The following is a 26,199-nucleotide window of genomic DNA, read 5'->3' on the forward strand; positions in this document are numbered from 1 at the left end:
GGCGATCAGACACATGAGCCGGTTAGTCTGCCCGGATGCCCGAGACCGCAACCGCCCGTCCGCAGGCCCTCGCCGTGCGCTGCACCAGAGTGCTGCTCTCACCGTGGTCGCGGCTGTCGCTGCTCGTCGTGCTGCTGGCGGCGGCCGGGACGTGCGTGCTGGTCTTCGAGCCGCAACGACTCCTGTCCGGCGGCTGGATCGCGCAGCTCGGCGGCGCCACGGCGGTGGCGCTGTTCGCGGTGGCGTACGGGGCGTGCACCGCCGCGTTCGTGCCGCGGCCGCTGCTCAACCTGGCGGCGGGCGCGCTCTTCGGCACGCAGGCGGGTCTCGTCGGGGCGATCGCCGGCACGGTGTTCGGGGCGGGCATCGCCTTCGGGCTCGGCCGGATACTCGGGCAGGACGCGCTGCGGCCGCTGCTGCGGGGCAAGTGGCTGCGGGCCGCGGACGGCCAGCTCAGCAAGCACGGCTTCCGGTCGATGCTGGCGGTACGGCTCTTCCCCGGAGTGCCGTTCGCCGCGGCCAACTACTGCGCGGCGGTCTCCCGCATGAGCTGGCTGTCGTTCCTGCTCGCCACGGGCCTCGGTTCGATCCCGAACACCGCGGCGTACGTCGTCGCAGGCGCCCGAGCCTCCACACCGACCTCCCCGGCCTTCCTGATCGCCATGGGCTTCATCGCAATCACGGGGCTCGGCGGGGCGACAGCGGCCTGGCTCAAGCGGCACCACTTTCGGGGACGCTGAATATCTTTCGGGTGGCGTGTCTTCGGTGGCGGGTCTTCGGTGGCGGCCGGGCGGGCCTGCGGTGGCCGTACGGCGACGGCGGGGCAGGTCTGTGGTGGCCGTACGGCGACGGCGGGGTGGGCCTCGCACCGGCCCGTAACTTTGGGCCGCTACGCTGCCCCCGGACGGGGGACGTGATCACGTGATCACTGCCCGCATTCCGGCGTTCGCCCACACCTTCCGCCCCAGCCACGCTCTCCCGCCACGCCTCTCGATGACCGCTACGACCGCAGCCGCGGTCCGATGATCAGTACTTGGACGGCGCAGTACTCATGTCTTGGCTTGAATCCTTCATCCTCGGGCTCGTCCAGGGACTGACCGAGTTCCTCCCCATCTCCTCCAGCGCGCATCTGCGGCTGACGGCGGCGTTCGCCGGCTGGCACGACCCCGGGGCGGCGTTCACGGCGATCACGCAGATCGGCACGGAGGCCGCCGTGCTCATCTACTTCCGCAAGGACATCGCGCGGATCCTGTCGGCGTGGTTCGGCTCACTCTTCGGGAAGGTGCCGCGCTCGGACCACGACGCGCAGATGGGCTGGCTGGTCATCGTCGGCTCCATACCGATCGGCGTGCTCGGCGTGACGTTCAAGGACCAGATCGAGGGCCCCTTCCGCGATCTGCGGCTCATCGCCACGACGCTGATCGTGATGGGCATCGTGCTCGGCGTCGCCGACCGCATGGCGGCCCGCGACGAGACGGGCGGCAGGCACCGCGTGGTGCGGGAACGCAAGGGCCTGAAGGAACTCGGCGTCAAGGACGGCCTGATCTTCGGCATCTGCCAGGCGATGGCCCTGATCCCGGGCGTCTCGCGCTCGGGCGCCACGATCAGCGGCGGCCTCCTCATGGGCTACACCCGAGAGGCCGCCGCCCGCTACTCGTTCCTCCTGGCCATCCCCGCCGTCCTCGCCTCCGGCGTCTTCGAGCTGAAGGACGCGGGCGAGGGGCATGTCTCCTGGGGCCCCACGATCTTCGCGACGCTCGTGGCCTTCGTCGTCGGCTACGCGGTGATCGCGTGGTTCATGAAGTTCATCACCACCAAGAGCTTCATGCCGTTCGTCTACTACCGGCTCGTGCTGGGACTGGTCCTGATCGTGCTGGTCAGCATGGGTGTACTGAGCCCTCACGCGGGCGAGTCGGCGGGCTGAAACCGGGCCGTACGGGTAGCGCTATCGAGCATTTCCCAGCGCCTGATCGCAGCACCACGCCATGATCATCTCCCACTTGTCTCCCAGAACTCCGAGCTGTCGACCAGGTCCCGAGCGAGCCGGTCGAGGGCGCGGGCGGCCCGCACGTGGCAGGCCGCGTCCAGCACCAGTTGACGCTCCGCACGGCTCGGCGGAACCCGGGAACCAGCCGCGGCACCGCCGTACGCCACGGCACCATGTGCGCGGCCCCCTGACCTGTGAGGACAAGGATGGGGGGGCTTCCACTGCGACCTCGACGACATCGCACGCCTGGTGTCGGCCGACCTCGACCCGGTGCTCAAGCTGACGTGCACCACTCCTGCGAAGCAGCCCGTCCATGGACCACGTCGGCCAGATCCACACCGAGATGACCACCGGCCTCCGGCTCCTCGGACCCACACGGGCCGAGTGGGAGATTCGGTCGCTCGACTATGCTGACACCAGCGCTGCGCCCGTGTCCGCGATCCGGGATGAGGGCCCCTGACCTCTTCGAGGCGCCTGGAGGAAGCCGTGACCGCCGAACTCCCCGACTGGATGATCCCGCCCAGGATCAGCGGCTGGGAAGCCGATGACCTCGACCTCCTGGCCCAGGCACCGCGGCACACGGAACTCATCGACGGAGCGCTGATCTTCATGATGTCGCCGCAGCGGTCCTGGCACGCCCGGCTGGTGGAGAATCTGACCTTCGCCCTGCGCCAGGCCGCCCCCGTCGGGTTCGACGCCGAGCGTGAGATGACCGTCAGGCTCGACAAGAAGAGCCGCCCCGAGCCGGACGTCCTGGTCACGACCGCTCCGTACGACCCCGACCGGACGTGGTACGCGCCCGAGGACGTCGCCCTGGTCATCGAGGTCGTCTCGGAGGAGTCGGCGGACCGCGACCGTTCCCTGAAGCCCTTCAAGTACGCACAGGCCAAGATCCCCCACTTCTGGCGCGTCGAGGACGAGACCGGCGCCCCCACCGTCCACACCTACGAACTCGACACCATGACCAGCACCTACGTGGCCACCGGCATCCACCGCAACCGGCTGAAGGTCTCCGTCCCCATCCCCCTCGACATCGATCTCGACAGCCTCGTGCCCTGACCGCCCCTCCCGGACGCCGGGCCACGGCTTCGCGAGCGGGAAGCTGAGCCAGGCGGCTAACCCTCCGCTGCTCTTGCGTAGTCCTGCGCCATGCCTCCGGCGAAGTCGTACAGAACGACCGGTTCGTCGCCGATGACCCAGGCGTCATGGCCGGGCGAGCACACGAACACATCGCCCGGCCCGACTTCGGATTCGCCTCCGTCGTCCATGCGGAGACCCATCCGCCCCCGGACGACATAACCGTTGTGGTGGATCTGGCAGCTCTCGGTCCCTGCCAGCGGGGCCACGGACTCGGACCAGCGCCAGCCGGGCTCGAACGTACCCACGGCGAAGTCCAGCCCTGTGAGATGAACGGCTTCGAGGTGACCGCGGGGGAAATCCCGCCGCTCGTCCGGCTTCTCGACCGTCTTGACCTCCATCATGACGACGTCCTCCATTCGGGCTTTACGCCCCTGCGCCGGGAGTCAGTCGTCGCCGCCGCGGAGTCCACGGCCGACATCACCAGCCGATCCCTTCACTCCATCGTCTGCCTGTCAACCGGGGAACGCCATTTGGGGGACTCTCAGCGCGCGGGGGACTCTCAGAGCGCGGTGGCGTTGTCCACGGGCAGTGCCGCCCTGATCGTGCTGGTCTGCCTGCCGCCCGGTGAGGTCAGGGTGCGGCCATCGCAGGCGGCCCGGACCGCGGCGGCGTAGCGGTGGAAGGCCTCCGTGCGGGCGCCGGTCCCGCGCATCTCCGAGGAGAGATCCCCGCCGGGGAAGAAGCCGCGGCGCAGGGCGCGGCTCATCTCCAGCTGCACGCCGCCGCCCGACAGGGTCTTGTTGCAGATGTTCGCCGGGCTGGTGCCCGCGATATCGCTCGCCGCGGTCGACACGGCGAAACCGGCGGCCCGCAGGCTGTGGCTCACGCGGGCGACGAGCGCGGCGTCCCGGCCGCCGATCGCGGTCATGGGAAGCCCGCCGCTGCCCTGATAGCCGTGGAAGGACAGACAGCGGCGGGCAGTCGTCACCGCCGCCAAGGCGCCGGGCTCGTCGTATCTCGTCGACGTGATGTGCAGGGCCGCGTTGCCCGTGGCCTTCATCCCGTCGAGCTCGTAGTACCGCATCCACGTCCCGGCGACCGCACGGGCCATCTCCCCGGACCCCGCCTCGATGGCACCGCCGTGGATGGCGATGGACACCCAGGTCGCCCCGGCCGGGCCGACCGGGCCGGCGGAGCGGATCCGGTAGTCCACGCCTTCGGTCTCCGCCGCGGCGAGCTCCGCCCAGTTCGCGTACAAGTCCGCCACGCGGTCCCGCGCCTCCTCCACGCTGTGTCGGAGGCATTGCCGCCGGTCGTCGTCCACACCTGCCCGGAGTCCGCGATGCCGGACCCGGCGGTGACGTTGCCGTACAAGTGTCCTATACGGCCATGGCCACCGGCGCGGCACGCCCTGACGGCGGCTAGGACTGGGGGCGGCTAGGACTGGGGGCGGCTAGGACTGAGGGCGGCTTCCGTGGTTGGCCGCGTGCTTGCGGCGGGCCTTCTTCTTGCGGCGTCGCTTCGACGACATCTCGCCACCTCTCTCGGTAGGAATCAGCCTGGCTCGGTACGGACCGGGGCAAGGTTTCGTCACATCACCCGAGTCGCTTTACACCGTTCCATACGGATTTGTGGTCGGCTACCGGAGGCAAATCAGCCTCGATCGATCACCTGGCGGAGGTGTTCGGTAGCTGACAGTTCCGATTGTCGTAGGCATCGCCTAGGCTTGACCTCATGCCCTTAACCCCACCACCTCATGGTTCCGCGCGCTCTTCCGTGGAACTGAACGAGCGCATCCGCAGCCTGTGGCTGCGCGCCGGCGGACGCCTATCCGCCGAGCAGCGCGCCGAGTACGAAAGACTGGTGACGGAGTGGGCGGCAGCCGTCCGCGCCGAGATCGTGAAGGCCGCCTAGGCGGTCCCCGGCGCCGGGCACCGCTCCCTCCCCGGCGCGGTTTCCGCACGCCCCTCCTGCACGCCCCTCTGCACGCCCCTTGGCTCGGCACCGCCCGTGCCCAACACTGAGCCGATGACGCAGCGCGTGGAACTGGCCGCCGTGATCGACCGGTTGGCCATCGATGCCCTCATCACCGAGTACGCGGTGACGGTCGACGACGGCGACTGGAGCGCCTACGAACAGCTTTTCGCTCCCCAGGGCCGTGCCGACTACCGCTCGGCGGGCGGCATCGAGGGAGGCGCCGACGAGATCGCGGCCTGGCTGGCCGAGACCCTGCGCCTGTTCCCGATGCGCCAGCACCTCATCGTGAATCGAAAGCTGGAGTTCGGCACCCTTGACCAGGACGTCGGCGACACGGCGCGCGTACAGGCCGACTATCTGAACCCCATGCGGTTCCGCGATCGCGATGGCGCCGCGAAGTCCACGGCGCCGGACTTCGAGTGTGGCGGTCGGTACGTCTTCACGCTCCAGCGGACCCATGCCGGCTGGCGGCTGCGGCAGGTGGCGGTGGAGGAGAAGTGGCGCCGGATCAGCGAGCGGCCCGCCGAGACTCCCGCCGCGGGCTGACCGACTCCCGCCGCGGGCTGACCGACTCCCGTTGCCCGTTGCCCGTTGCCACCCAGCGGATACCCCCTGCGGATACCCCCTGTTCTAGATCGTCAAGGGCGCGCACACTGGGATCCCGGCAGGCTGCGGGATCGAGGGAGGCGCTGCATGGATCTGCTCGGCGACGGCGACCGGTGGGGCCGACGGGACCGGAGCCGGACTCTCACCCGGCCGGACCGGTTCCGGACTTTCGACCGGCGGGACCAGTTCCGGACTTTCGACCGGCGGGACCGGCTGACGGCTTTCGCCCGGGGAATTCCGGCCTCGCGCCGGTGGCGGGGCGGGCTCGCCGTCCTGACGGGCGCGCTCCCTGCCCTCGCCTTCCCCGCGCCGTCGCTGTGGTGGTTCGCGTACGTGGCGCTGGTCCCCTGGATCCTGCTGACCCGTACGGCGCCCACCGCCCGGCGGGCCATGCTCGACGGCTGGCTCGGCGGCCTGGGCTTCATGGTGGCCGTACACCACTGGCTGCTGCCGAGCCTGCATGTCTTCACGGTGGTCATAGCGGCGCTGCTGGGCCTGCTGTGGGCGCCGTGGGGCTGGCTGGTCCGTCGGCTGCTCGGCGGCGCGCCGTCCCCGGGCCGGTCCACGGCGTCCCTGGTGGTCCTGCCCTCGGGCTGGCTGATGGTCGAACTGACGCGGTCGTGGGAGAACCTGGGCGGCCCCTGGGGTCTGCTGGGCTCCAGCCAGTGGCAGGTGACCCCGGCGCTGCGGCTCGCGTCAGTGGGCGGAGTGTGGCTGGTCAGCGCGCTGGTCGTGGTGGTGAACGTGGGTGTGGCGCTGCTGGTGCTGGCCCTGGCAAGGCGGGTGGCATCGCGTAGGGCGGCGGCGCGCAGGAAGGCGCGTGGGGCGGCTTCGCGCCTGACCGCGGCACCCGCACCCCGTACAGCCGCACGCGCCGCCGCAACAGCCGCTGCCACCGCCACCGCTCTCCCCGCCTTCGCGGGCATCCTCGGCGTGGCCGTCGTCGCCGTGGCTGCCTCGGTCTGGGCTCCGCGCCCCGAGGCCGCCGGGGAGGTCCGGGTCGCCGTCGTGCAGCCCGGTGTCATGAACGGCGTCTCGGGGCCCGAGAAGCGGCTCGACCGGCAGGAGGCGTTGACTCGGGACTTGGCGCAGGAGGACCCCGACCTCGTGGTGTGGGGCGAGAGCAGCGTCGGGTTCGACCTCGCCGACCGGCCCGACGTGGCGCGTCGCCTCGCCGCGCTGTCCCGCGAGGTGGACGCCGACCTGCTCGTCAACGTCGACGCCCGCCGCTCCGACCGCCCCGGCATCTTCAAGAGCTCCGTCCTGGTGGGCCCCGAAGGCCCGACCGGGGACCGCTACGACAAGATGCGGCTCGTGCCGTTCGGCGAGTACATACCGGCGCGTTCCCTGCTCGGCTGGGCCACCTCCGTCGGCAAGGCCGCCGGCGAGGACCGCAGGCGCGGCGACCGCCAGGTCCTGATGGACGCGGGCCCCGGCCTGCGCGTCGGGCCGCTGGTCTGCTTCGAGTCCGCGTTCCCCGACATGAGCCGCCAACTGACCCGCGACGGGGCGCAGTTGCTGCTGGCCCAGTCCGCCACCTCGTCGTTCCAGTCCAGTTGGGCACCCGAGCAGCACGCCTCGCTCGCCGCGGTACGCGCCGCCGAGACGGGCCGCCCCATGGTGCACGCCACGCTCACCGGTGTCTCGGCGGTCTACGGCCCCGACGGCTCCCGCGCGGGCGCCCCTCTCGGCACCTCGGCGAGCGCCGCCAAGGTCTACGACGTGCCGCTGGCCGAGGGCACGACGGCATACGTCAGGTGGGGCGACTGGCCCGTGCACGGGGCGCTCGTGGTGATCACCGTGCTGTGCGCGGCCGAGTGCGCCCGGTCGCTCAGGCGCCCTGCTCCTGAGCCGCACGGACCACGCGCTCGCACAGTTCATGGGTCGCCAGCGCATCCCGGGCACTGAGGACCTTGCCCGCCCGCACGGCGTCGAGGAAGGCGAGGACGACCTGCTCGATGCCCCGCTGACGGGCCACCGGCACCCAGTCGCCACGCCGCCGCACACTGGGCTGGCCCTTGTGGTCGATGACGTCGGCGAGGTTCACGACCTGCCGCTTGGTGTCCTGCCCCGAGACCTCGAGGATCTCCTCGGCGGAACCGCTCAGCCGGTTCATCACACCGAGCGCGGTGAAACCGTCGCCCGCGAGCTGTAGCACCACATGCTCCATGAGACCGTCCACGACCCGGGCGCGCACACCCACGTGGTCGATCTCCCCCGGCGCCAGGAAGCGCAGGGTGTCCACGACGTGGATGAAGTCGTCGAGCACGAGCGTGCGCGGGTCCTCCGGCAGGCCGACGCGGTTCTTCTGCATCAGGATCAGCTCGCGCGGATGCTCGACGCACTGGGCGTAACCAGGCGCGTAACGGCGGTTGAAGCCGACGGCGAGGCTCACGCCACGGTCCTCGGCCAGCCGCACGAGACGGGCCGATTCGGCGAGTTCGTACGCTATGGGCTTGTCGACGTACGTCGCGACGCCCGCTTCGAGCAGCCGGCCGACGATCTCCGGATGCACGGCGGTCGGCGCGTGCACGAACGCGGCGTCGAGACCCTGGTCGAGCAGCGAGTCGAGGTCGGTGTGGCAGCGGGCGTCGGGGATGTGGTGGACGCCCGCGACCCGGGCGAGCGTCGCCGGCGTGCGCGTCTGCAAGTGCAGCTCGACCCCGGGCCGGGTGGTGAGGACGGGCAGATACGCCTTCTGTGCGATGTCACCCAGTCCGATGCAGCCGATCTTCACCACTGTCTCCCTACCGCTCGCCGCCGATCTGGCGTCCCGCTGTCCCCGCGCCCTGCGTCCGCACGGTCCGGACGGTCCGCGCGGGCGCTCCGGTCGCCGTTCCCGCAGCATACGGGGGTTGCGGCGGACGCCAGTCGGCGATGGAGGAGAAGCCCCGCAGAATGAGGTTCGGGCCGAGCCGCGACGCCGTGGCGACGAGGGCGTCGCGTACGGCGACGAGCGGAGGGCTCGCTATGTGCGTGAGCCGGGAAGCGCGCGCCGCCCGCCGGACGACGTCGGTGGTACGGGGAACGCGTGCCGCGCTGTAGGCGGCGAGCCCGGCCGCCAGGTCGGCGCCGGGTGCCAGGTGATGGGCCAGGACCACGCCGTCCTCGATGGCCTGGTTGCCGCCCTGGCCGAGGCTCGGCGTCATGGCGTGCGCGGCGTCGCCGACGAGGGCGACGCGGCCCCGGTGGAAGACGGCGAGCGGCGTCGCCAGGTAGCGGACGTCGTTGCGCAGGACGGCATCCGGCTCGACGGCGGCGATCAGTTCGGGGATCGGGTCGTGCCAGTCGGCGAAACGGCGTGCCAGCTCGGCCTTCTCGCCGTCGGGCGCCTTGCCGCCCTCGGGCAGCCTGGCCGTGGCGTACGCGTACACCCGGCCGTCCTTGAGCGGTTGCGTCCCCCATACGCCGCCGCGGCCCCAGGTCTCGTGCGGCGCGATGTGCCCACCGGGGGCGTTCTGCCCACCGGGCGCGGAGAGCCGGTCGGGGGCGGGGGTGACGAACCGCCATGCGGTGAACCCCGCGTAGACGGGCTTCGGGTGAGCCGGGAAGAGCGTCGTGCGTACGGCGGAGTTGATGCCGTCGGCGCCGATGACGAGGTCGGCCTCGATGTCGCCGTCCTCGGTCGCGACTACCGCCCGGCGGTCGGCCGAACCCTGGTCGGCGAGGCGGGCCCGCGTACCGGTGCGCAGCGTGTCCTCGGGGAGCGCTGAGACCAGCAGGTCGACGAGGGTGGCGCGGTGCAGCATCACCAGCGTGCCGCCATACGTCCGCTCGGCCTCGGCCGCGCTGGAACGCACCAGCCAGCGGCCGTTCCGGGCGCGCATCCCGATCTGGCCCTGCCAGGCCGCGAGGTCACGGACCCGGTCGCCGAGGCCGATGACGTCCAGGGCGCGCTGGGAGTTGGGGGCGAGTCCGATGCCGGCGCCCACGGGCTCCAGCGAGGGGGCGCGCTCCAGAACGGTGACGCGCCAGCCGGTCATGTGCAGACCGATGGCGGCGGTGAGACCGCCGATCCCACCGCCGATGACCACCGCGTGGGGCTGCTGCTGCTTCATGGCTGCTCCTCCTTGATACGTCCGCCTTGATACGCCTGTCCGCGTGCCACAGGCCGGAACTACACCCGGAACTACACCTGTAGTGAGCGATGCGACGACCGTACTACACCTGTAGTCGCGCCGGGGTAGGGTTTCCGTCATGGCCGCACGAAACGCCGCGGGGTCGCCGCGCTCCGCGCTCATCGCCGACACCGCCCTCGCCCTACTCGCCGAACGCGGCATGCGCGGACTCACCCACCGAGCCGTCGACGAGGCGGCGGGGCTGCCGCAGGGCTCGACGTCCAACCACGCCCGCACCCGGCTCGCGCTCCTGGAGGCGGCGGTGCGGCGGCAGGCGGAGCGCGAGGCCGAGGTACTCGACCCCACGGCGCTGCCGCAGCCGGCGGCGGGCCGCGAAGCACTGGCGGCCGGCCTGGCCCTCGCCCTCCACCGCTACCTGACCGGCGGCTACCGCCCCCTGCTCGTCTCGCGCTACGAGCTGGCCCTCGAAGCCACGCGCAGACCGGAGCTGCGCGCCTACTACGACACGACGGGCGCCCAGTTCCGCAGGCCCCTGGAGGCCCTGCTCAAGGCCGCGGGCTCTCCCGCCCCCGAACGCCACACGCTCTCCCTGACCGCCTGGTGCGAGGGCCTGATGTTCTCCTGCGTGGCGGGGTCGTACCACGCGACACCTCCCACCGAGGAGGAACTACGGACAGGAGCGGCGGAACTGCTCGGGGGGATGCTGCCGGACTGACGCGGGGCGAGGGGCGAGGGCGCGGGGCGAGGGGCGCGCACCCCGTCACCCCGTCACCCATGCGAGGCATCCCCCGCTCGTTCCCGCACCGAAGAGCCGCCCGCTCCTCAAGAGTTACGCGGGTGCATCGATCGACGACATCCGCCGCCGCGCTACTCGTCTCCGTGGCCGTGTCGGCCGCCGTCTCCGGCTGTGTCAGCGTCGAGCGGCCCGGCGGGGGCGGCTCCCCGGCGGCCACTACGCCGCCGCCCGCGACGCCCCGTGCCGGCGGGCAGAGCCGGCCCCGGGCCGAGCAGCCCCCGGCCAGGGAGGCGCTGGAGCGCATGGGGCCGGCCCGCCCCGGCACGCCGCCGGGCCCGGTCGCCGCCACGCGCCCCTCCGCCCCGTCGCCCCGCCCGGCCCGGTCCGCGCCCCCGCCGGTCCGCCGACCCCCCGCCGACCGGCCGGACGCCGGAGCCACGCGTGCCGCTCCCGCCCCGTCCGCGCCCACCGTCCCCGGTGCGGACGTGTGCGCGCTCGGTGAGACCTACGGGGGCTGGCAGCCGGGCAGCCCCCAGGCCGTCATCTGCCGCGAGGCCTACCGGCGTTGACCCGCGACGGCATCACCTCACCGGTCCGGCACGTCACTCCTCCTCGCTCCCCTCTCCCACCTCCCGCTCCAGCCTCGCCAGGGCCGCCTTGATGCCGTTTCCGTACCCGTCGTCCTCCAGGGAGCCCGCCGCGCCCCGGGCCCGGCGCAGATGGGTGCGGGCCGCCGCGGGACGGCCCAGCTTCACGTAGTCCGCGGCGAGGTTCAGGTGCAGGGAGGGGTAGAAGCCCCGCACCGCGAGCGACTGGTGGTGTGCGCTCAGCCGCTCGTCCGTCAGCTCGTCCGCCGCGGACAACGCCCGCAGGTCCCAGGCCAGTTCGGCCGAGGGGTCCTCCTGCGTGTCCGCCATGTAGTGCGCGAGCGTGCAGCGGTGCAGCGGGTCGCCGCCCTCGCCGATCTCCCCCCACAGCCCGAGGAAGCGGTCCTGGGCCTCCTCGCGGTCACCGCCGTGATGCAGCATGACCGCCTGACCGATGCGCGTCATCACCGCGTCGTCCGCCGCCTGCTCCTGCCGCTCCGTCACCGGTTCCTCCGTGGTCGCACCGCCTACGCCCCATCCCTCACGACGCTAGCGGCCCCCACTGACAATCACGGTCAGGCACGTTCGGGCGAGGGGCGCTCACGCGTAGCGCTGGGCCAGCCCGGTGACGCTCCTCGCCACCTCGGCGCGGAGTTCCGGCGGCCCGAGGACCTCCGCCTCCAGACCGAGCCGAAGGATGTCGCTCACGGCCACCGGCAGCTCCTCCACCTCCAGGTCGACCTCGGCCCAGCCGTCCGCCCCCTCCGCGCCCGCCCCCTCCGCGGCCCGCGCGCCCGCCGCCCCGAACATCGCGGGCAGCAGCCGGAGCCCCGCCCGGCTCACCCGCAGCCGCGCGGTGCCCCGCAGCACGCGGGCCTCCAGACCGCGCGAGGCCTCACTCCAGTACGCCGCCAGGTCGAAGCCGACGGGGCGCACGCACGGCTTCTCCACCACCGTGACCTCCAGGAACCGCGAGACCCGGTAGGTGCGGACCCGGTCGTCGACGGCCGCCGCCAGGTACCAGTTGCCCGCCTTGAGGACGAGGCCCAGCGGATGCAGCTCGCGGCGGACGTCACCGCCCCACCGCCGGTAGTGCGCGCTCAGCATCCGCTGACGCCACACCCCGTCGGCCACCACGTCGAGCAGCGGCGCCGGTTCCGCGGTGCGGAACCATGCCGCCGCGTCGAGGTGGAACCGCTCCTGGATGCGGCGCGACCGCTCCCCGAGCCCCGAGGGCAAGGCAGCCGCCAACTTCAGCCGCGCCGTGACCAGTTGGGACCCGAGCCCGAGGTCGGCCGCGGCCCCGGGCATGCCCGCGAGGGCGAGGGAGTCGGCCTCGTCGCCGGTGAGCCCCGTGAGGCGGGTGCGGTAGCCGTCGAGGAGCCGGAAGCCGCCCGCGGGGCCCCGCTCGGCGTAGACGGGCACCCCGGAGGCGGCGAGCGCCTCGGCGTCGCGGTAGACGGTCCTGACCGAGACCTCCAGCTCCTCGGCCAGTTCGGGCGCGGTCATCCGCCCGCGGTTCTGGAGGAGCAGGAGGAGGGCGATGAGCCGGTCGGCGCGCATGACCCCCAGTCTGCCCCCGTACCTGACAGAAGGTGTCAGGTACCTCGGGAAGAGTGCTCGTCACGGCGGCCCCGGTCACCGGAACCGGAGTCCTCACCCGAAACCGGGATCTCTCATCCGAACGCGGAAGGAACACACCCATGCCCCAGCTCCAGCGCTCGACCGGCACCTTCACCTTCACCCACTGGGACGAGCGGCCCGTCGCCGGAGAGGACGGCGGCGTACGCATCACGCATGCCGCCGTCTCCAACGACTTCCACGGCGGCATCGAGGCGATGTCCTCCGCGTGCCAGTACACGATCGCCTACCTCGGCGGGAGCGGCGACGGCGCCTACGTCGGCTACGAGTACATCGAGGGGAGCCTCGACGGCCGCAAGGGCTCCTTCGTCATCGAGCAGCGCGGCTCGTTCGTGGCCGACGGCATCGAGTGCGCCTTCACCGTGCTGCCCGGCTCCGGCACCGGCGAACTCGCCGGGCTGAGCGGAACCGGCACGTTCACCGCGCACCACGGGGTGAAGTCCACCCCGTACACGTTCGACTACACGCTCGGAGAGTGAGAACTCGACTACACGCCCGGCACGTGCGATGTGGCCGCTCAGCCGATGTCGGGGATCCGCCAGTCGATCGGCTCGTGCCCCTGTGCCGCGACCGCCGCGTCGATCTGCGTGAAGGGGTGCGAACCGAAGAACTTCTTCGCGGACAGCGGTGAGGGGTGCGCGCCCTTGACGACGACGTGCCGCTCCTCGTCGATGAGCGGCAGCTTCTTCTGGGCGTAGTTCCCCCAGAGCACGAAGACCGCCGGGTCGGGGCGGGCGGCCACCGCGCGGATCACCGCGTCCGTGAACTTCTCCCAGCCCTTGTTCTTGTGGGAGTTGGCCTCACCGGCGCGGACCGTGAGCACCGCGTTCAGCAGCAGGACGCCCTGCTGGGCCCACGGCATCAGATAGCCGTTGTCCGGCACCGGGTGGCCGAGCTCCTCGTTTATCTCTTTGTAGATGTTCCGCAGGGAGGGCGGGGTCTTCACCCCGGGGCGCACCGAGAAGCAGAGCCCGTGTCCCTGGCCCTCGCCGTGATACGGGTCCTGGCCGAGGATCAGGACCTTCACCCGGTCGTACGGCGTGGCGTCGAGGGCGGCGAAGACCTCGTCGCGCGGAGGGTAGACGGGGCCCTGTGCCCGCTCCCGCTCCACGAACTCGGTGAGCTCCTCGAAGTAGGGCTTCTGGAGCTCTTCGCCGAGGACTCCGCGCCAGGACGCGGGCAGCATGGCGATGTCGGTCACGTCAACAACCTCCGGGGTGCGATCACTTCTGACCACTGAACCTACCGGCGACCACTGACAATCCGTCCCGCCGCCCCGGCGCTCCCCCGGACGTTCCGCGCCCGCGCCCGAGCCCGAGCCCGCGCCCGCGTCACCAGCTCGTCTTGCGCTGCAACTCCCACATCATCATGATCGCCGAGGGGTCCAGGGCGCGCTCGCCGCCCGCGATCTCCTCGCCGGCCATGATGTACTGCTTGCCCTGCCAGACCGGCAGCAGCCTGACGTCGTCGACGAGGATCTTCTGGGCCCGTTCGAAGTCGTCGACCACCGCGCCCCTGTCGGTCTCCCGGCGTTCGCGCGGCAGGAGCTCGTCGGTGATCTCCTTGGTCACGTAGGGCGTGTTGAGCACGTTCTTCGGGCCGACGAAGGGCGCGATGAAGTTGTCCGCGTCCGGGAAGTCGGGGAACCAGCCGCGGCCGAAGACGGGATACTCGCCCTTGCTGTAGCCCTCCTGGAACTCGGTCCAGGGACGGCTCTTGAGCGTGATCCTGAACAGACCAGAGGCTTCGAGCTGCCGTTTGAGCTCGGCGAACTCCAGGGCGGTGGCCGATCCGTAACGGTCGGTGGCGTACCAGAGGGTGAGCGGCACGGGCCCGTCGATCCCGGCGTCGGTGAGGATCTTCCTGGCCCTGGCCGCGCTGGGCTCCCCGTAGTCGTCGAAGAAGCCGGTGGTGTGTCCGGTGAGCCCCCTCGGCACCATCGAGTACAGGGGCTCGACGGTGTCCTTGTAGACCTTGTGGGCGATGGCCGGGCGGTCGACGAGCTGCGCGACGGCCCGTCGGACCGGCAGCTTGCGCGCCCAGGGGTCTTCGGCGTTGAACACCAGGTAGCGGATCTCGGTGCCCGTTCCCTCGACGAGTTCGATGTCCTGCTCACCCTTGTCCTTGCCCTCGTCCTTGCCCTGCGCCGCGATGATGTCGCCGGCGTCCAGGCCGCGGAAGGTGACGTCGATCTCCTTCTTCTTCAGGGCGTCGACCATCGTGGAGGACTTCTTGAAGTAGCGGATGGTGACGCCGTCGTTCTTGACCTCGGCCGCACCCTTGTAGTTGTCGTTCTTGACCAGCTCGGCCTTCCGGCCGGGCACGTACGCCTTGAGCCCGTACGGTCCCGAACCCGTGAGCCCGTTGCCCCGGCGCAGCTTGTCGGCCGGGTACTCGCGCGGGTCGACGATCGACATGGCGGGCGTCGACAGCACGAGCGGGAACGTCGCGTCTGGCTTCGTGAGCCGGAAGACGATCGTCCGCTCGCCCTTCGTCTCGACCTTGTCGAGCGAGCCGAGCAGCCCCATGGGGCCGCCCTTGACGACTCCGTTGGTCTCCAGGGTGCGCATGCGGTCGAAGGAGTACTTCACCGCCGCCGCGTCCAGTTCGTGCCCGTCGGAGAACGTGAGGCCCTCACGGAGCTCGCAGGTGTAGACCGTGCTCGACGCACCGTCGAACTCACAGGACTCCGCGGCGTCCGGCTCGGGCTCGGTGGCCCCCGAGGGGAGGCTGAGCAGCGTCTGGAAAACGTTTCTGTACAGCTCCCAGGAGCTGTCCCAGGCCTTGGCCGGGTCCAGGGTGCTCGGCGCGCTCATCGTGCCGACCGTGATCACCTGTTCTCCGTCGGACTCTTCGGAGGACAGCGCCCCGCACCCCGCGATCAGCGACAGCGACGTGAGCGCAGCCACGGGTCCGAGGCTTCTCGTGAGCTTCGCGGGGGAAAGATCACTGAACACGCACACTCTCCTCGATCGGCCTCGTCCTGGGTCGGCAGACCATATCGGCAGTGCCCCGCCACGCCAACCGATGTGGCGTGCGGGGCACTCGATGCGCTTTTACATCACTTTTGACCGCGTAACCGACGGTTGCGCCTTTTCTGTCAGCCGACACCCGCATTGAGGAAGATGCCGCCATCGACCACGAGTGTCTGGCCGGTGATCCAGTCCGACTGGCTGGACGTGAGGAACGCGGCGGCGCCCCCGATGTCCTCGGGCACGCCGAGCCTGCCGAGCGGGTAGGAGGCCGCGGCCTCCGCCTCGCGGCCCTCGTAGAGCGCCTGGGCGAACTTGGTCTTGACCACGGCGGGCGCGATGGAGTTCACCCGCACCTTCGGCGCGAACTCGTGCGCGAGCTGGAGGCTGAGGTTGACCATGGCGGCCTTGCTCATTCCGTACGCCCCGATGAAGGGCGAGGCGGAGACGCCCGCGACGGAGGCGATGTTGACGATCGCGCCGCCGTTCTCGCTCTGCCAGGCCTTCCAGGTCAGCTGGGCGAAGCCGAGCGCCGAGATGACGTTGGTCTCGAACACCTTGCGCGCCACGTTCAGGTCGAGCTCGGACATCGGTCCGAAGACCGGGTTCGTGCCCGCGTTGTTGATCAGGAAGTCGACGCGGCCGAACGCCTCCATCGCGCGCTCGACGGCGACCGCCTGGTGCGCCTCGTCGTGGGCCTTGCCCGCGACCCCGATGACCCGGTCGGAACCGAGCTTCTCCACGGCCTCCTTGAGGGCGTCCTCGTTGCGTCCCGTGATGCAGACGCGGTCGCCGCGGGCGACCAGGGCCTCGGCGATTCCGTAGCCGATGCCGCGGCTCGCGCCCGTGACGAGCGCGGCCTTCCCACTGTCTTGCACAGCCATGATCTGTAGCCTTCCGGATCAGTTGAGCGGGCCGCCGGCCACGTACATGACCTGCCCGGAGACAAACCCTGCCGCGTCGCCCGTGAAGAAGGCGATGGCGTTGGCGATGTCCTCGGGGCGGCCGACGCGCTGCACCGGGATCTGGGTGGCAGCGGCCGTCTGGAACTCCTCGAAGTCCATGCCCACGCGGTCGGCGGTGGCCTTGGTCATCTCGGTGACGATGAAGCCGGGGGCGACGGAGTTGGCGGTGACGCCGAACTTGCCGAGCTCCTTGGCGAGGGTCTTGGTGAAGCCCTGGAGGCCGGCCTTGGCGGCGGCGTAGTTGACCTGGCCGCGGTTGCCGAGGGCCGAGGACGAGGAGAGGTTGACGACACGGCCGAAGCCCGCGTCCACCATGTGCTTCTGGACGGCCCGCGACATCAGGAACGCGCCGCGCAGGTGCACGTTCATGACCGTGTCCCAGTCGCCCGCGCTCATCTTGAAGAGCAGGTTGTCGCGGAGCACACCGGCGTTGTTGACGAGGATCGTCGGCGCGCCGAGTTCCTCGGCGATGCGGGCGACGGCGGCCTCGACCTGGGCCTCGTCGGACACGTCGCAGCCGACGGCGAGCGCCTTGCCACCGGCCGCGGTGATCTGCGCGACGGTGTCCTTGCAGGCGGCCTCGTCGAGGTCGATGACGGCGACGGCGCGGCCCTCGGCGGCGAGCCGGACGGCGGTCGCCGCGCCGATGCCTCGCGCTCCGCCGGTCACGATCGCGACGCGCTGCTCAGTGGTGGACATGCTGGTTCTCCTCGCCCTGGATGCGGCTCTTGGCTAGCAGCTTCGGGATGCGGCTTCGGGATGCGGCCCCACGGTACGCCCTTACGGTGAGCGACCGCTTAGTACCTTTAGCTGGACGAGACGCTAGAAGGCCTGGCACCGGGTGTCAACGGCTCACCGGCACGAGGTGACGCGTCACCTCACCAGGAGGTCGAGGAGACGGTCCGTCTCCGCCGCGGGATCGGCCGTCAGACCCGTGTGCACCGGGCCCGGCTGGACCACCGTGGAGCGGGGCGCGATGAGCCAGCGGAAGCGCCGCCCGGCGTCGTCGCGCTCGGCCTGGCCCGCCGCGGTGCCGCCCTCGCAGATCCGCTCGACGGCGCCGAGCGCCGCCCTGATGCCGGCCACGTCGGCCGCGGGGTCGAGCGCGAGGAGCTTGGTCTCGTCGAGGTGCGTGCGGGCGGCCACGTAGGACTTGGCGCGGCAGTAGACCACCACGCCCGCGTTGAACTGCTCGCCGCGCTCCACGCGCGGGACCACGCGCACGAGTGCGTACTCGAAGACGTACCGATCCGTCATGTGACGGCCCCCTTCGGCTGCGGCTCGCCGAGTGCGATCCGTTCATGGATGGTCGCGGCGCGGGGCAACAGGGCCGCCACGTACGCGTGGCGCACGTCGTCCGGTGTCCCGAAGCCCGGCTCGTCGACCAGCCAGGCGTCGGGCACCTCGGCGGTCACCTCGGTGAGCAGCTCCTCGGTGACGAGCGGGGCGAGCTCCGCGGCGGCCGACGCCACGTCGGGCCCGTAGGGGCGGAGCACGTGGTCCGTGGCGTCGTACGGCTTCGCGGACGCGGTCGCGGCGGTGCGCCAGTTGTGGTGCCAGATCATGCTCGCCCCGTGGTCGATCAGCCACAGGTCGCCGTGCCACAGGAGCAGGTTCGGATTGCGCCAGGACCGGTCCACGTTGTTGATCAGCGCGTCGAACCAGACGACGCGTCCGGCCTCCGCCGCGTCCACGTGGTGGGCGAGCGGGTCGAAGCCGAGCGCGCCGGACAGGAAGTCCATGCCGAGGTTGAGGCCGCCGCTCGACTTCAGCAGCTCCTGCACCTGCTGGTCGGGCTCGCCGAGGCCGATCACCGGGTCGAGCATGATCTGTGTGAGCCGCGGCATCCGCAGCCCGAGCCGGCGCGCGAGCTCACCGCAGATCACCTCGGCGACCAGCGTCTTGCGGCCCTGTCCCGCGCCGGTGAACTTCATGACGTACGTCGCATACGCGCCATGGCCGTCGACGGCCTCGACGACGCCGGGGAGCGATCCGCCCTCGCGCAGGGGCGTGACATAGCGGACCGCGGTCACTTCGGTGAGCATCGCCCCAGATTACTGGCGGCCGGAAGCTGTTCGATCACTCGCCCCGCTGCCTACAGTGCCGCTCATGGACGCACCGGATCTTCCTCGGCAGTTCGCGCGCACGCGCCGCTTCCTCCTGGGCAGACCCCAGGGCCTGACGCTCTCCGAGGACGGCCGCCGGCTACTCTTCACCCGCTCCACCGCGGGCGACGACCCGGTCAGCAGGCTGTGGCTGTACGAGGACGGGGCCGAGCGCCTGCTCGTCGATCCGCTCCGTCTGGGCGCGGCGGGCCCGGTGCCGGAGGCGGAGCGTGTCCGCAGGGAGCGCGCGCGGGAGGCCGCGCGAGGAGTGGCGGCCTTCGCGAGCGACCGCCACGCGCGCGTGGTCGCCTTCGCGCTCGGCGGCGCCCTCTGGGTGGTGGAGCCGGACGGCAGCGTTCCGCGCCGCCTCCGCACCGCCGGCCCGGCGGTCGACCCGCGCCCCTCACCGGACGGAACCCTCATCGCGTACGTCACCGGGGGCGCCCTGCGGGTCGTCGCAGCCGATGGCACGGACGACCGGGCCCTGGCGGAACCCGAGGGTCCGGAGGTCACCTACGGGCTCGCCGACCATGTGGCCGCCGAGTCGATGGACCGCCACCGGGGCTTCTGGTGGTCCCCGGCGGGCGACGCGCTGCTCGTCGCCCGCGTGGACGCCTCCATGGTGCGGCGCTGGTGGCTCACGGACCTGGCCAGGCCCGAGCTCCCGCCCCGCTCGGTCCGCTACCCCGCGGCGGGCACCAGCAACGCCGAGACGTCGCTGCACATCCTGCGCCTGGCCGGGTCCCGTACCCAGGTGCGCACCCCGGAGCGGGCCGATGAGCGGCACCCCGGCGGTACGTGGACGGACGACCGTTTCGAGTACGTGCCGACGGCGGCCTGGGACGCCCATGGGCCCCTGATCACCCTCCAGACACGCGACCAGCGTTCCGTGCACATCATGGAGGCCGACCCGGCCACGGGAGCCTCGCAGACCGTGTGCCGCGTGCGGGACGAGGCGTGGGTGCCGCTGCTGCCGGGCGCGCCGCTGCGTACCCCGTCCGGCGCCCTGGTGCGGTACGCGGCGGTCGACGGGGACACCCGCGGCCTTGCCGTGGGTGAGGCGACGACGCCCGCGGGGCTACAGGTGCAGGAGGTTCTCGGGGCCATCGGCGAGCGGGTGTTCTTCACCGCCTCGCGGGAGGCCACGCAGACCCACGTCTGGTCCTTCGACCACCGGGAAGGCCGACGCCAGGGCCCCGCGGGGGCGGACTCCGTCACGCGGATCAGCGAGGGCCCGGGCGTGCACACGGCCGTGCTCGGCGGTGACACCGTGGTCCTGGACAGCAGGACGCCCGACGGGCACACGGTGACCGTGCTGAGCGGCGGTGAGCCCGCGGGGCGGATCGACGTGCTCTGCGAGGAACCCGTCGTCGTACCCCGCCCCCAGCACATGACGCTGGGCGAGCGGGAGCTGCGGGCGGCGCTGTACCTGCCGTCCTGGCACGAACCAGGCGCGGGAAAGCTGCCGGTTCTGCTCTGCCCGTACGGGGGCCCTGGGATGCGGCTCGTCGTCCACGCGCGCGCGTGGTGGACCGTCGTGGCCCAGTGGTTCGCGGAGCAGGGCTTCGCTGTGCTCGTCGCGGACGGGCGCGGCACCCCGGGGCGCGGCATCGCCTGGGAGAGGGCCGTGCACGGGGACCAGTTGACGCCGGCGCTCGACGACCAGGTGGACGCGCTGCACGCGGCGGCCGAGCGATGCCCCGACCTGGACCTCGAACGCGTCGGCATCCGTGGCTGGTCGTTCGGCGGCTACCTCGCCGCGGGCGCCGTGCTGCACCGCCCCGAGGTCTTCCACGCGGCGGTCGCGGGCGCCGCGCCCACGGAACTGGAGCTGTACGACACCCACTGGAAGGAGCGCTATCTAGGTCACCCCGGCGTACGACCCGAGCAGTACGAGCGCTGCTCTCTCGTCGCCCACGCGCACCGCCTGACCCGGCCGTTGATGCTGGTGCACGGTCTGGCGGACGACAACGTCTTCCCTGTGCACCTGCTGCGCTTCTCCTCGGCCCTGCTGGCCGCAGGCCGCCGGCACACCGTGCTGCCGCTCTCCGGCGCGAGCCACATGGTGTCGGGCGAGGCGGGGGCGAACCTGCTGCGGCTGGAACTCGGGTTCCTTCGGGCGTCCCTAGGAACTTCTTGACGGTTTGAACACCTGGCCGCGCGGGGCCGTACCACCGGGCATGACGACTGACGAGGAAGCCTTCTCCGGACCCCGCCGCCGCGCCGTCGTGGCCACGATCGGCGCGGCGGGCCTGGCCGCCGCGCTCACCGCGTGCGGCGGCGGTGACGACGCCAAGGACTCGGCCGAGCCCGCGGGGGCGCAGCCCGAGGACGGTGGCGCCGCCGGGACCGTGCTGGCCAGGACGTCGGAGATCCCGGTGGGCGGCGGCAAGATCTTCAAGGACGAGGGGGTGGTGGTCACCCAGCCCACGAAGGGCGAGTTCAAGGCCTTCTCCAACCGCTGCACCCATAAACAGTGCCCGGTGACGAGCGTCGAGGGCGGCACCATCAACTGCCCCTGTCACGGCAGCAAGTTCGACATCGCCGACGGCAGCGTCAAGCAGAACCCCGCGCCCCGGCCGCTGCCCGCGGCCACGATCTCCGTGGACGGTGACTCGCTCAGGCTCGGCTGATGGTTCTCACTCGCTGCGGGGCCGCTTCCAGGCGTCGAGCACGTCCGCCGTGGTGGTGACGGTGGCGACCAGGGCGAGGGTGTTGCGGACCATCGCCGCGGTGTAGTCGGCGGGGACGCCCGCGATGGCGTCGGCGGGCACGACGGCGGTGTAGCCGAGGTTGACGGCATCGAACACCGCGTTCGGGATCGCGACGTTGGCCGAGACCCCGGTGATCAGGAGAGTGTGGCAGCCGAGGTTGCGCAGCAGAGGGCCGACGTCGGTGCCCGCGAGCGGCGAGAGGCCGTGCAGGCGGCGTACGACCAGGTCCTCGTCGGCCACCTCGATCGGCGGTGCGATCCGTACGGCCGCCGTGCCCGGGAGCTGCTGGACGGGCAGTCGGCCCGCGGCCCGGAAGATCCTGGCGTTGTGGTTGGCGCCGCGCCCGTCGGGGCGCCGCTCGGCCACGGCGTGCAGGACCTGGACGCCGCTGCCGTGCGCGGCGGCCACCAGACGCGCCACGTTGTCCAGCGCCCCCGACGCCTTGGCCTCCTCGGCGAGTTCGGGCAGGGCGCTCTCGGTGCCCACGACGCCCTGCTGGCACTCGACGGTCAGCAGGGCCGTGCTCGCCGGGTCGAGGATCGCGCTGAGCTGTCCGTACGACGGCATGGGTCCCCCTGTGACGGTGGGCCGGGGTGCCGGTGCCGGGTGCCGGGGTGCCGGGGTGCCGACAGGACCGGCGCGGCATGTGCGGCTCCCGGAACCCGCGCGAGGCTAACGGGCATTGCGTGATGAGGGAAGAGCCTCCATCATCCCTTCCTGACACCCGGTCAGCACAGACGCCCGGACAGCCCAGCCACTCAGTCAGCACAGACGCCCGGTCCGCGCACGGGTTACGCCACATGGGAGGGCACATGGCCGCCACGCAGCGTCGAGGCCGCAGGATCATGATGACGCCGGACGAGCTCGACGCGTTCCTCGCCGCGGAGCGCACCTGCCGCGTGGCGACGGTCGCGGCCGACGGCACCCCGCACGTCAGCACGCTCTGGTTCGCCTGGGACGGCACATCCCTGTGGCTGTACTCGGTCACTCGCAGCAAGCGCTGGGCCGATCTGCGCAAGGACCGGCGCGTCGCCGTGGTGGTGGACACCGGCGAGGAGTACGGGGAGCTGCGCGGCGTCGAGCTGTCCGGAACCGTGGAGTTCGTCGGGGAGGTGCCCCGCACGGGTGAGTCCTGCCCGGAGCTGACCGTCCCCGAGAAGCTGTTCGCGCGCAAGCTGTTCGGCATGGACGAGATGCCGCATGACGGCCGCCACGCGTGGCTCCGCCTCACCCCGGACACGATCGCTTCCTGGGACTTCCGCAAGCTGGCGGCACTTTAGCCACTCCCGCGCCTCATGAAGGCCGCGCCGGGCGCGAAGGTCACCCCGCGGTGGGCGCGGTGGCCGCCCCGCCCCTACCGGAGCCCCGCCCCCGCCACGCGCAGCGCCTCCGCGGCCGCCCTGATCGACGGGCGGCGGGCCGCGTCCGTCCGCCAGACCACATAGACGTGGCGCCGCACCCGGTGCCGCACCGGGACCATCCGCACCCCGGCCGGCATCGGGTCGCGGCCGAGCTGCGGTGCCACGCAGACGCCGAGGCCCGCCGCGACCAGGGCGAGCTGCGTGTGATGCTCCTCCGCGCGGTGCGCGATGCGCGGCTCGATGCCCTTGCCCCGCAGGGTGAACATCAGCCACTCGTGGCAGAACTCGCCCTCGGCCCAGGTGATCCACTCGTCGTCCGCGAGCTCCTCCAGGTCGATCTCGGTCCGGTCGGCGAGAGGGTGCGCGGCGGGCATCGCGACGTCGGCGGGGTCGTCGAGCAGGGGCGCCTTCTCCAGCCCTTCCGGTATCGGCAGGGGTTTGTTGTACCAGTCGAGGACGACCGCCATGTCGCTGTCACCCCGCACCACGGCCGCGACCGCGGGCGTCGGCTCCCTCTCGTGACAGCTCACCCGCAGCCCCGGGTGCTCGGCGCGCAGCGCGGCGAGCGTGGCAGGCAGCAGGCCGCGCATGGCCGTGGGGAACGCGGATATCCGCAGCTCGCCGACCGCCTTGCCGCGCTGCTCCTCCAGGTCGGCCTGGGCCAGCTCGACCTGGGAGAGGATCCGCGCGGCGTGCTCGGCGAGCAGCCGCCCCGCGTCGGTGAGCCGCACCCCCCGGCCGTTCTTGGCGAGGAGCTGCTGGCCCACCTCGCGCTCCAGCTTGGTCATCTGCTGCGAGACGGCGGACGTCGTGACGTGCAGCCCGGACGCCGCGCCGCTGACCGAGCCGTGCCGGGCGAGGGCGTCCAGCGTGCGCAGCCGCTCCAGATTCAGCATGGGTTCCTCAGCTCCCCCCGTAGGACATGTAAGCAATGCTACGTGATACTCCGCAAAAAATCTCGCTTGTGCTACGAGATTGTGGGGACGCATCGTGGAGCGCATGAGCACCCCGACCCCGCCCGCAGGGACGGCCCCCGCGCCCGAGCCGCCGACCGCGCCGCCGACCGAGTCGCCCACCGAGCCGCCCACCACCGGGACGGCCGCACCCGTGCGCCCAGCCGTCGACTGGCGCATCCGGTTCGGGATCCTCTCGCTGATCTGGGGCTTCAGCTTCCTGCTGATCAAGGTGGGCACGGAGGCGTACGCGCCGTTCCAGGTCACTCTGGGCAGGCTCGTGTTCGGTACCGCCGTCGTGGCCGCCGTGCTGGTCGTCAAGCGGGAGCGGCTCCCCCGCGGCACACGGACGTGGCTGCACCTCGCGGTGGCCGCCCTGCTGCTCAACGCCTTGCCGTTCTCCCTTTTCGCGTACGCGGAGTTGACCGTTCCGTCGACGCTCGCGGGCATCTGCAACGCGACGTCACCGCTCTGGGGCATGGCCCTCTCGCTCGTCGCCCTCTCGGAGGACCGGCCGACCCGGCGCCGCGTCGCGGGCCTCGGCATCGGCTTCTTCGGGGTGCTCACGGTGCTCGGCGCCTGGCAGGGCTTCAGCGGCCTCGACCTCGCCGGCACGGCGATGGCGCTGCTCGCCTCGCTCAGCTACCCGATCGGCTGGATCTACGTACGCCGCACGCTGGCCGGTTCCGGCCACTCGAACCTCTCCCTGTCCGGTGCGCAACTGCTCGTCGCGACCGCCGAACTGGCCGTGGTGACGCCCCTGTTCACCGACGTCCCCGCGCACTTCCCCGTCGTGCCGCTCCTCGCGGTCGTGGCGCTCGGCGCCCTGGGCACGGGCCTCGCCTTCCAGTTGCAGTACGCCCTGGTCGCCGAGGTCGGTCCGACCACCGCCCAGATGGTCACGTACTTCATTCCGGTCATCGCCACCGCCGCGGGCGTCACGCTGCTCGGCGAGTCCCTGAGCTGGTCCACCCCGGTCGGCGCGGTGATCGTCCTCGCGGGGGCCGCGCTCACCCAGTCCCGGCCACGCGCGCGTGGCGCCGCCCGTCAGTCGTAGCGCCGCGCGGGAGCGGGGCCGGTGGCCGAGGCCACCGCGTCCGCCACGGTCAGGATCTCCTCGTCGGCGAGGGCGGCGATCGTGATCCGCACCCCGGGCGGCGTGGCCAGCCGGTAGCGCGCCCCCGGGGCGACTCCCCACCCGGCGTGCAGCAGCCGCGCCACCGCCCCCGTCTCGTCCGGAACCGGCACCCATACGTTCATGCCGCTGCGCCCGTACGCGGGCACGCCCCGCTCGGCGAGCGCCGCGATGAGGGCGTCCCGCCGTCGCCCGTAGGAAGCCGCCACCACGCGCGCGTCGACCGCGTCACCGGACCAGAGCCGCAGGACGGCACGTTGCAGCAGCATGCTCACCCAGCCGGGGCCGAGCCGCTGGCGCCCCTGCACCCGGTCGACGGTGACGGGGTCTCCGGTGAGCACGGCGAGCCGCAGGTCGGGGCCGTACGCCTTGGCGGTCGAACGGACCAGGGCCCAGTGGCGCGCCGCCCCGGCCAGCGGGTGCAGCGGCAGGTCGACGATGCCGTGGCCGTGGTCGTCCTCGATGAGCAGGGCATCCGGGTGCGCGGCGAGCACCTGGCGCAGGGCACGCGCGCGTGGGGCGCTGATGGCGGCGCCGGTGGGGTTCTGGGCGCGGTCCGTCACGACGAGGGCGCGGGCACCACCGGCCAGGGCCCGCTCGACGTCGGCGGGCCGTGGCCCCTCGTCGTCCACGCCGACCGGGACCGTGCGCAGCCCGAGGGCCGGGACGAGGTCGAGCATGCTGCCCCAGCCCGGGTCCTCGACGGCCACCGCGTCGCCGGGCTTGAGGTGCGCGGCGAGCACCCGCTCGATGGCGTCGAGCGCCCCGGAGGTGACGGCGACGGGTCCCGCGGGAACGCCCTCGGCGTCGAAGGCCGCGCGTACGTACCGTTCGAGCGCCGGGTCGACGGCGTCCTCTCCGTAGAGGACGGGTTTCGCGTCGCCCTCCGCCGCGGCCAGCGCGAACGCCCCGGCGAGCGGCGGGAGCAGCTTCGGGTCCGGATTGCCCTGGGACACGTCCCGCACACCCGGCGGCACATCCACCCGCGACCGCTCGCGTGCGGTCGTGACGGGCTTCGGCCGTACGCGGCTGCCGCGCCGCCCGTTCGTCTCGATGACCCCGCGCTCGCGCAAGGTGCGATAGGCGGCCGCCACGGTGTTGGGATTCACCCCGAGGCGCGTCGCCAAGTCCCGCATGGGCGGCAGCAGTTGGCCCGGTTCCAGGCCCCCGTCACCCACGGCCCGCTCCACGCTCGCCGCGATATCGGCTGCGCGCCGACCTTCGATCCGATACTCTCCTAGCACAAACGCCAGTATGCACTAGTGCAATACGAACGGCAAACCGGAATGCCAGGCAGGGCA

General features: G+C 72.0%; 28 protein-coding genes. 13 read left to right on the forward strand and 15 right to left on the reverse strand.

All coding sequences use genetic code 11. The annotated features are described in order from the left end of the window. Positions 1-35: 35 nt before the first annotated feature. The 3 genes from ACRAKF_RS07370 to ACRAKF_RS07380 all read left to right on the forward strand — a co-directional run bounded on the left by ACRAKF_RS07370 (position 36) and on the right by ACRAKF_RS07380 (position 3,046). The gene (locus ACRAKF_RS07370; protein WP_447036113.1) at positions 36-740 is read left to right on the forward strand and encodes a TVP38/TMEM64 family protein; all 705 of its coding nucleotides are present in this window, start codon (positions 36-38) and stop codon (positions 738-740) included. A gap of 311 nt (positions 741-1,051) precedes the next feature. Continuing rightward, positions 1,052-1,924, forward strand: a complete 873-nt coding sequence (locus ACRAKF_RS07375) for an undecaprenyl-diphosphate phosphatase (RefSeq protein ID WP_447036114.1) — start codon at positions 1,052-1,054, stop codon at positions 1,922-1,924. A gap of 573 nt (positions 1,925-2,497) precedes the next feature. Further along, positions 2,498-3,046 (forward strand): Uma2 family endonuclease, encoded by a 549-nt coding sequence (locus ACRAKF_RS07380; RefSeq protein WP_447041855.1) that lies wholly within the window; start codon positions 2,498-2,500, stop codon positions 3,044-3,046. A 56-nt stretch (positions 3,047-3,102) separates the two neighbouring features. Here ACRAKF_RS07380 and ACRAKF_RS07385 read toward each other — a convergent pair whose 3' ends face one another. Both ACRAKF_RS07385 and ACRAKF_RS07390 read right to left on the reverse strand, forming a co-directional pair. Beyond that, positions 3,103-3,468, reverse strand: a complete 366-nt coding sequence (locus tag ACRAKF_RS07385; protein WP_447036115.1) for a cupin domain-containing protein — start codon at positions 3,466-3,468, stop codon at positions 3,103-3,105. Between the two features lie 158 nt (positions 3,469-3,626). Continuing rightward, positions 3,627-4,334: a poly-gamma-glutamate hydrolase family protein gene (locus tag ACRAKF_RS07390; protein WP_447036116.1), complete on the reverse strand. Its 708-nt coding sequence runs from the start codon at positions 4,332-4,334 to the stop codon at positions 3,627-3,629. Positions 4,335-4,801: 467 nt separating this feature from the next. On the opposite strand from ACRAKF_RS07390, the gene ACRAKF_RS07395 reads away from it, so the two are divergent. The 3 genes from ACRAKF_RS07395 to lnt all read left to right on the forward strand — a co-directional run bounded on the left by ACRAKF_RS07395 (position 4,802) and on the right by lnt (position 7,558). Further along, positions 4,802-4,981: a hypothetical protein gene (locus tag ACRAKF_RS07395; RefSeq protein WP_447036117.1), complete on the forward strand. Its 180-nt coding sequence runs from the start codon at positions 4,802-4,804 to the stop codon at positions 4,979-4,981. 114 nt (positions 4,982-5,095) lie between these two features. Further along, positions 5,096-5,590, forward strand: a complete 495-nt coding sequence (locus ACRAKF_RS07400) for a nuclear transport factor 2 family protein (protein ID WP_447036119.1) — start codon at positions 5,096-5,098, stop codon at positions 5,588-5,590. A gap of 147 nt (positions 5,591-5,737) precedes the next feature. Beyond that, the gene (gene lnt / locus ACRAKF_RS07405; protein ID WP_447036120.1) at positions 5,738-7,558 is read left to right on the forward strand and encodes an apolipoprotein N-acyltransferase; all 1,821 of its coding nucleotides are present in this window, start codon (positions 5,738-5,740) and stop codon (positions 7,556-7,558) included. Here the strand turns inward: lnt and ACRAKF_RS07410 are convergent. Both ACRAKF_RS07410 and ACRAKF_RS07415 read right to left on the reverse strand, forming a co-directional pair. Continuing rightward, positions 7,482-8,387: a Gfo/Idh/MocA family protein gene (locus ACRAKF_RS07410; protein WP_447036121.1), complete on the reverse strand. Its 906-nt coding sequence runs from the start codon at positions 8,385-8,387 to the stop codon at positions 7,482-7,484. The two genes, lnt and ACRAKF_RS07410, sit on opposite strands and share 77 nt — an antisense overlap. Before the next feature lie 10 nt (positions 8,388-8,397). Next, the gene (locus ACRAKF_RS07415) at positions 8,398-9,708 is read right to left on the reverse strand and encodes an FAD-dependent monooxygenase (RefSeq protein ID WP_447036122.1); all 1,311 of its coding nucleotides are present in this window, start codon (positions 9,706-9,708) and stop codon (positions 8,398-8,400) included. Positions 9,709-9,847: 139 nt separating this feature from the next. Between ACRAKF_RS07415 and ACRAKF_RS07420 the strand changes: the two genes are divergently transcribed. Both ACRAKF_RS07420 and ACRAKF_RS07425 read left to right on the forward strand, forming a co-directional pair. Further along, the gene (locus tag ACRAKF_RS07420; protein WP_447036123.1) at positions 9,848-10,444 is read left to right on the forward strand and encodes a TetR/AcrR family transcriptional regulator; all 597 of its coding nucleotides are present in this window, start codon (positions 9,848-9,850) and stop codon (positions 10,442-10,444) included. A gap of 122 nt (positions 10,445-10,566) precedes the next feature. After that, positions 10,567-11,034: a hypothetical protein gene (locus tag ACRAKF_RS07425; RefSeq protein ID WP_447036124.1), complete on the forward strand. Its 468-nt coding sequence runs from the start codon at positions 10,567-10,569 to the stop codon at positions 11,032-11,034. Positions 11,035-11,067: 33 nt separating this feature from the next. Here ACRAKF_RS07425 and ACRAKF_RS07430 read toward each other — a convergent pair whose 3' ends face one another. Together ACRAKF_RS07430 and ACRAKF_RS07435 are read right to left on the reverse strand one after the other, a co-directional pair. Further along, positions 11,068-11,556 (reverse strand): hypothetical protein, encoded by a 489-nt coding sequence (locus ACRAKF_RS07430; protein WP_447036125.1) that lies wholly within the window; start codon positions 11,554-11,556, stop codon positions 11,068-11,070. Positions 11,557-11,652: 96 nt separating this feature from the next. Beyond that, complete coding sequence (locus ACRAKF_RS07435; protein ID WP_447036126.1) at positions 11,653-12,615, reverse strand: helix-turn-helix transcriptional regulator; 963 nt, start codon at positions 12,613-12,615, stop codon at positions 11,653-11,655. A gap of 140 nt (positions 12,616-12,755) precedes the next feature. On the opposite strand from ACRAKF_RS07435, the gene ACRAKF_RS07440 reads away from it, so the two are divergent. Continuing rightward, positions 12,756-13,172 carry a DUF3224 domain-containing protein gene (locus ACRAKF_RS07440; RefSeq protein ID WP_447036127.1) on the forward strand — a complete coding sequence of 139 codons (417 nt, stop codon included), beginning with the start codon at positions 12,756-12,758 and terminating at the stop codon, positions 13,170-13,172. Positions 13,173-13,210: 38 nt separating this feature from the next. Here ACRAKF_RS07440 and ung read toward each other — a convergent pair whose 3' ends face one another. The 6 genes from ung to ACRAKF_RS07470 all read right to left on the reverse strand — a co-directional run bounded on the left by ung (position 13,211) and on the right by ACRAKF_RS07470 (position 18,675). Continuing rightward, positions 13,211-13,894, reverse strand: a complete 684-nt coding sequence (gene ung, locus ACRAKF_RS07445) for a uracil-DNA glycosylase (protein ID WP_447036128.1) — start codon at positions 13,892-13,894, stop codon at positions 13,211-13,213. Between the two features lie 130 nt (positions 13,895-14,024). Then, positions 14,025-15,602 carry an ABC transporter substrate-binding protein gene (locus ACRAKF_RS07450; protein ID WP_447036129.1) on the reverse strand — a complete coding sequence of 526 codons (1,578 nt, stop codon included), beginning with the start codon at positions 15,600-15,602 and terminating at the stop codon, positions 14,025-14,027. A 191-nt stretch (positions 15,603-15,793) separates the two neighbouring features. Continuing rightward, a complete protein-coding gene (locus ACRAKF_RS07455; RefSeq protein ID WP_447036130.1) occupies positions 15,794-16,549 on the reverse strand; it encodes an SDR family oxidoreductase in 756 nt (251 codons plus the stop codon). Positions 16,550-16,567: 18 nt separating this feature from the next. Further along, complete coding sequence (fabG, locus tag ACRAKF_RS07460) at positions 16,568-17,329, reverse strand: 3-oxoacyl-ACP reductase FabG (RefSeq protein WP_447036131.1); 762 nt, start codon at positions 17,327-17,329, stop codon at positions 16,568-16,570. Between the two features lie 174 nt (positions 17,330-17,503). After that, on the reverse strand, positions 17,504-17,887 hold the full coding sequence (locus ACRAKF_RS07465) for a DUF3037 domain-containing protein (RefSeq protein WP_447036132.1): 384 nt from the start codon (positions 17,885-17,887) through the stop codon (positions 17,504-17,506). Then, on the reverse strand, positions 17,884-18,675 hold the full coding sequence (locus ACRAKF_RS07470; protein WP_447036133.1) for a HipA family kinase: 792 nt from the start codon (positions 18,673-18,675) through the stop codon (positions 17,884-17,886). The genes ACRAKF_RS07465 and ACRAKF_RS07470 overlap by 4 nt, the downstream gene beginning before the upstream one ends. A gap of 64 nt (positions 18,676-18,739) precedes the next feature. On the opposite strand from ACRAKF_RS07470, the gene ACRAKF_RS07475 reads away from it, so the two are divergent. Both ACRAKF_RS07475 and ACRAKF_RS07480 read left to right on the forward strand, forming a co-directional pair. Further along, positions 18,740-20,875, forward strand: coding sequence for a prolyl oligopeptidase family serine peptidase (locus ACRAKF_RS07475; protein ID WP_447036134.1), 2,136 nt, complete (start codon positions 18,740-18,742; stop codon positions 20,873-20,875). Between the two features lie 40 nt (positions 20,876-20,915). Continuing rightward, positions 20,916-21,368, forward strand: coding sequence for a Rieske (2Fe-2S) protein (locus tag ACRAKF_RS07480; protein WP_447036135.1), 453 nt, complete (start codon positions 20,916-20,918; stop codon positions 21,366-21,368). A gap of 6 nt (positions 21,369-21,374) precedes the next feature. Here the strand turns inward: ACRAKF_RS07480 and ACRAKF_RS07485 are convergent, their stop codons facing one another. Then, positions 21,375-22,016 (reverse strand): cysteine hydrolase, encoded by a 642-nt coding sequence (locus ACRAKF_RS07485; protein WP_447036136.1) that lies wholly within the window; start codon positions 22,014-22,016, stop codon positions 21,375-21,377. Between the two features lie 245 nt (positions 22,017-22,261). Between ACRAKF_RS07485 and ACRAKF_RS07490 the strand changes: the two genes are divergently transcribed. Beyond that, positions 22,262-22,729, forward strand: a complete 468-nt coding sequence (locus tag ACRAKF_RS07490) for a pyridoxamine 5'-phosphate oxidase family protein (protein WP_447036138.1) — start codon at positions 22,262-22,264, stop codon at positions 22,727-22,729. A gap of 74 nt (positions 22,730-22,803) precedes the next feature. On the opposite strand, the gene ACRAKF_RS07495 is transcribed toward ACRAKF_RS07490, so the two are convergent. Further along, positions 22,804-23,706 (reverse strand): LysR family transcriptional regulator, encoded by a 903-nt coding sequence (locus tag ACRAKF_RS07495; protein WP_447036139.1) that lies wholly within the window; start codon positions 23,704-23,706, stop codon positions 22,804-22,806. Positions 23,707-23,809: 103 nt separating this feature from the next. Between ACRAKF_RS07495 and ACRAKF_RS07500 the strand changes: the two genes are divergently transcribed. Continuing rightward, complete coding sequence (locus ACRAKF_RS07500; protein WP_447036140.1) at positions 23,810-24,820, forward strand: DMT family transporter; 1,011 nt, start codon at positions 23,810-23,812, stop codon at positions 24,818-24,820. On the opposite strand, the gene ACRAKF_RS07505 is transcribed toward ACRAKF_RS07500, so the two are convergent. Beyond that, positions 24,811-26,142, reverse strand: a complete 1,332-nt coding sequence (locus ACRAKF_RS07505; RefSeq protein ID WP_447036141.1) for an aminotransferase class I/II-fold pyridoxal phosphate-dependent enzyme — start codon at positions 26,140-26,142, stop codon at positions 24,811-24,813. The two genes, ACRAKF_RS07500 and ACRAKF_RS07505, sit on opposite strands and share 10 nt — an antisense overlap. Positions 26,143-26,199 lie beyond the last annotated feature (57 nt).

Source organism: Streptomyces sp. DSM 118878 (assembly GCF_052936595.1).

What these genes read in the sequence shown, in the direction of transcription:
- ACRAKF_RS07380 (WP_447041855.1), top strand. Translation starts at nt 2,498, where the DNA reads ATGATCCCGCCCAGGATCAGCGGCTGGGAAGCCGATGACCTCGACCTC.
- ACRAKF_RS07395 (WP_447036117.1), top strand. Translation starts at nt 4,802, where the DNA reads ATGCCCTTAACCCCACCACCTCATGGTTCCGCGCGCTCTTCCGTGGAA.
- ACRAKF_RS07400 (WP_447036119.1), top strand. Translation starts at nt 5,096, where the DNA reads ATGACGCAGCGCGTGGAACTGGCCGCCGTGATCGACCGGTTGGCCATC.
- ACRAKF_RS07420 (WP_447036123.1), top strand. Translation starts at nt 9,848, where the DNA reads ATGGCCGCACGAAACGCCGCGGGGTCGCCGCGCTCCGCGCTCATCGCC.
- ACRAKF_RS07375 (WP_447036114.1), top strand. Translation starts at nt 1,052, where the DNA reads ATGTCTTGGCTTGAATCCTTCATCCTCGGGCTCGTCCAGGGACTGACC.
- ACRAKF_RS07415 (WP_447036122.1), bottom strand. Translation starts at nt 9,708, where the DNA reads ATGAAGCAGCAGCAGCCCCACGCGGTGGTCATCGGCGGTGGGATCGGC.
- ACRAKF_RS07495 (WP_447036139.1), bottom strand. Translation starts at nt 23,706, where the DNA reads ATGCTGAATCTGGAGCGGCTGCGCACGCTGGACGCCCTCGCCCGGCAC.
- ACRAKF_RS07370 (WP_447036113.1), top strand. Translation starts at nt 36, where the DNA reads ATGCCCGAGACCGCAACCGCCCGTCCGCAGGCCCTCGCCGTGCGCTGC.
- ACRAKF_RS07490 (WP_447036138.1), top strand. Translation starts at nt 22,262, where the DNA reads ATGGCCGCCACGCAGCGTCGAGGCCGCAGGATCATGATGACGCCGGAC.
- ACRAKF_RS07455 (WP_447036130.1), bottom strand. Translation starts at nt 16,549, where the DNA reads ATGGCTGTGCAAGACAGTGGGAAGGCCGCGCTCGTCACGGGCGCGAGC.
- ACRAKF_RS07440 (WP_447036127.1), top strand. Translation starts at nt 12,756, where the DNA reads ATGCCCCAGCTCCAGCGCTCGACCGGCACCTTCACCTTCACCCACTGG.
- ACRAKF_RS07385 (WP_447036115.1), bottom strand. Translation starts at nt 3,468, where the DNA reads ATGATGGAGGTCAAGACGGTCGAGAAGCCGGACGAGCGGCGGGATTTC.
- ACRAKF_RS07470 (WP_447036133.1), bottom strand. Translation starts at nt 18,675, where the DNA reads ATGCTCACCGAAGTGACCGCGGTCCGCTATGTCACGCCCCTGCGCGAG.
- ACRAKF_RS07475 (WP_447036134.1), top strand. Translation starts at nt 18,740, where the DNA reads ATGGACGCACCGGATCTTCCTCGGCAGTTCGCGCGCACGCGCCGCTTC.
- ACRAKF_RS07465 (WP_447036132.1), bottom strand. Translation starts at nt 17,887, where the DNA reads ATGACGGATCGGTACGTCTTCGAGTACGCACTCGTGCGCGTGGTCCCG.
- lnt (WP_447036120.1), top strand. Translation starts at nt 5,738, where the DNA reads ATGGATCTGCTCGGCGACGGCGACCGGTGGGGCCGACGGGACCGGAGC.
- ACRAKF_RS07485 (WP_447036136.1), bottom strand. Translation starts at nt 22,016, where the DNA reads ATGCCGTCGTACGGACAGCTCAGCGCGATCCTCGACCCGGCGAGCACG.
- ACRAKF_RS07480 (WP_447036135.1), top strand. Translation starts at nt 20,916, where the DNA reads ATGACGACTGACGAGGAAGCCTTCTCCGGACCCCGCCGCCGCGCCGTC.
- fabG (WP_447036131.1), bottom strand. Translation starts at nt 17,329, where the DNA reads ATGTCCACCACTGAGCAGCGCGTCGCGATCGTGACCGGCGGAGCGCGA.
- ACRAKF_RS07435 (WP_447036126.1), bottom strand. Translation starts at nt 12,615, where the DNA reads ATGCGCGCCGACCGGCTCATCGCCCTCCTCCTGCTCCTCCAGAACCGC.
- ACRAKF_RS07500 (WP_447036140.1), top strand. Translation starts at nt 23,810, where the DNA reads ATGAGCACCCCGACCCCGCCCGCAGGGACGGCCCCCGCGCCCGAGCCG.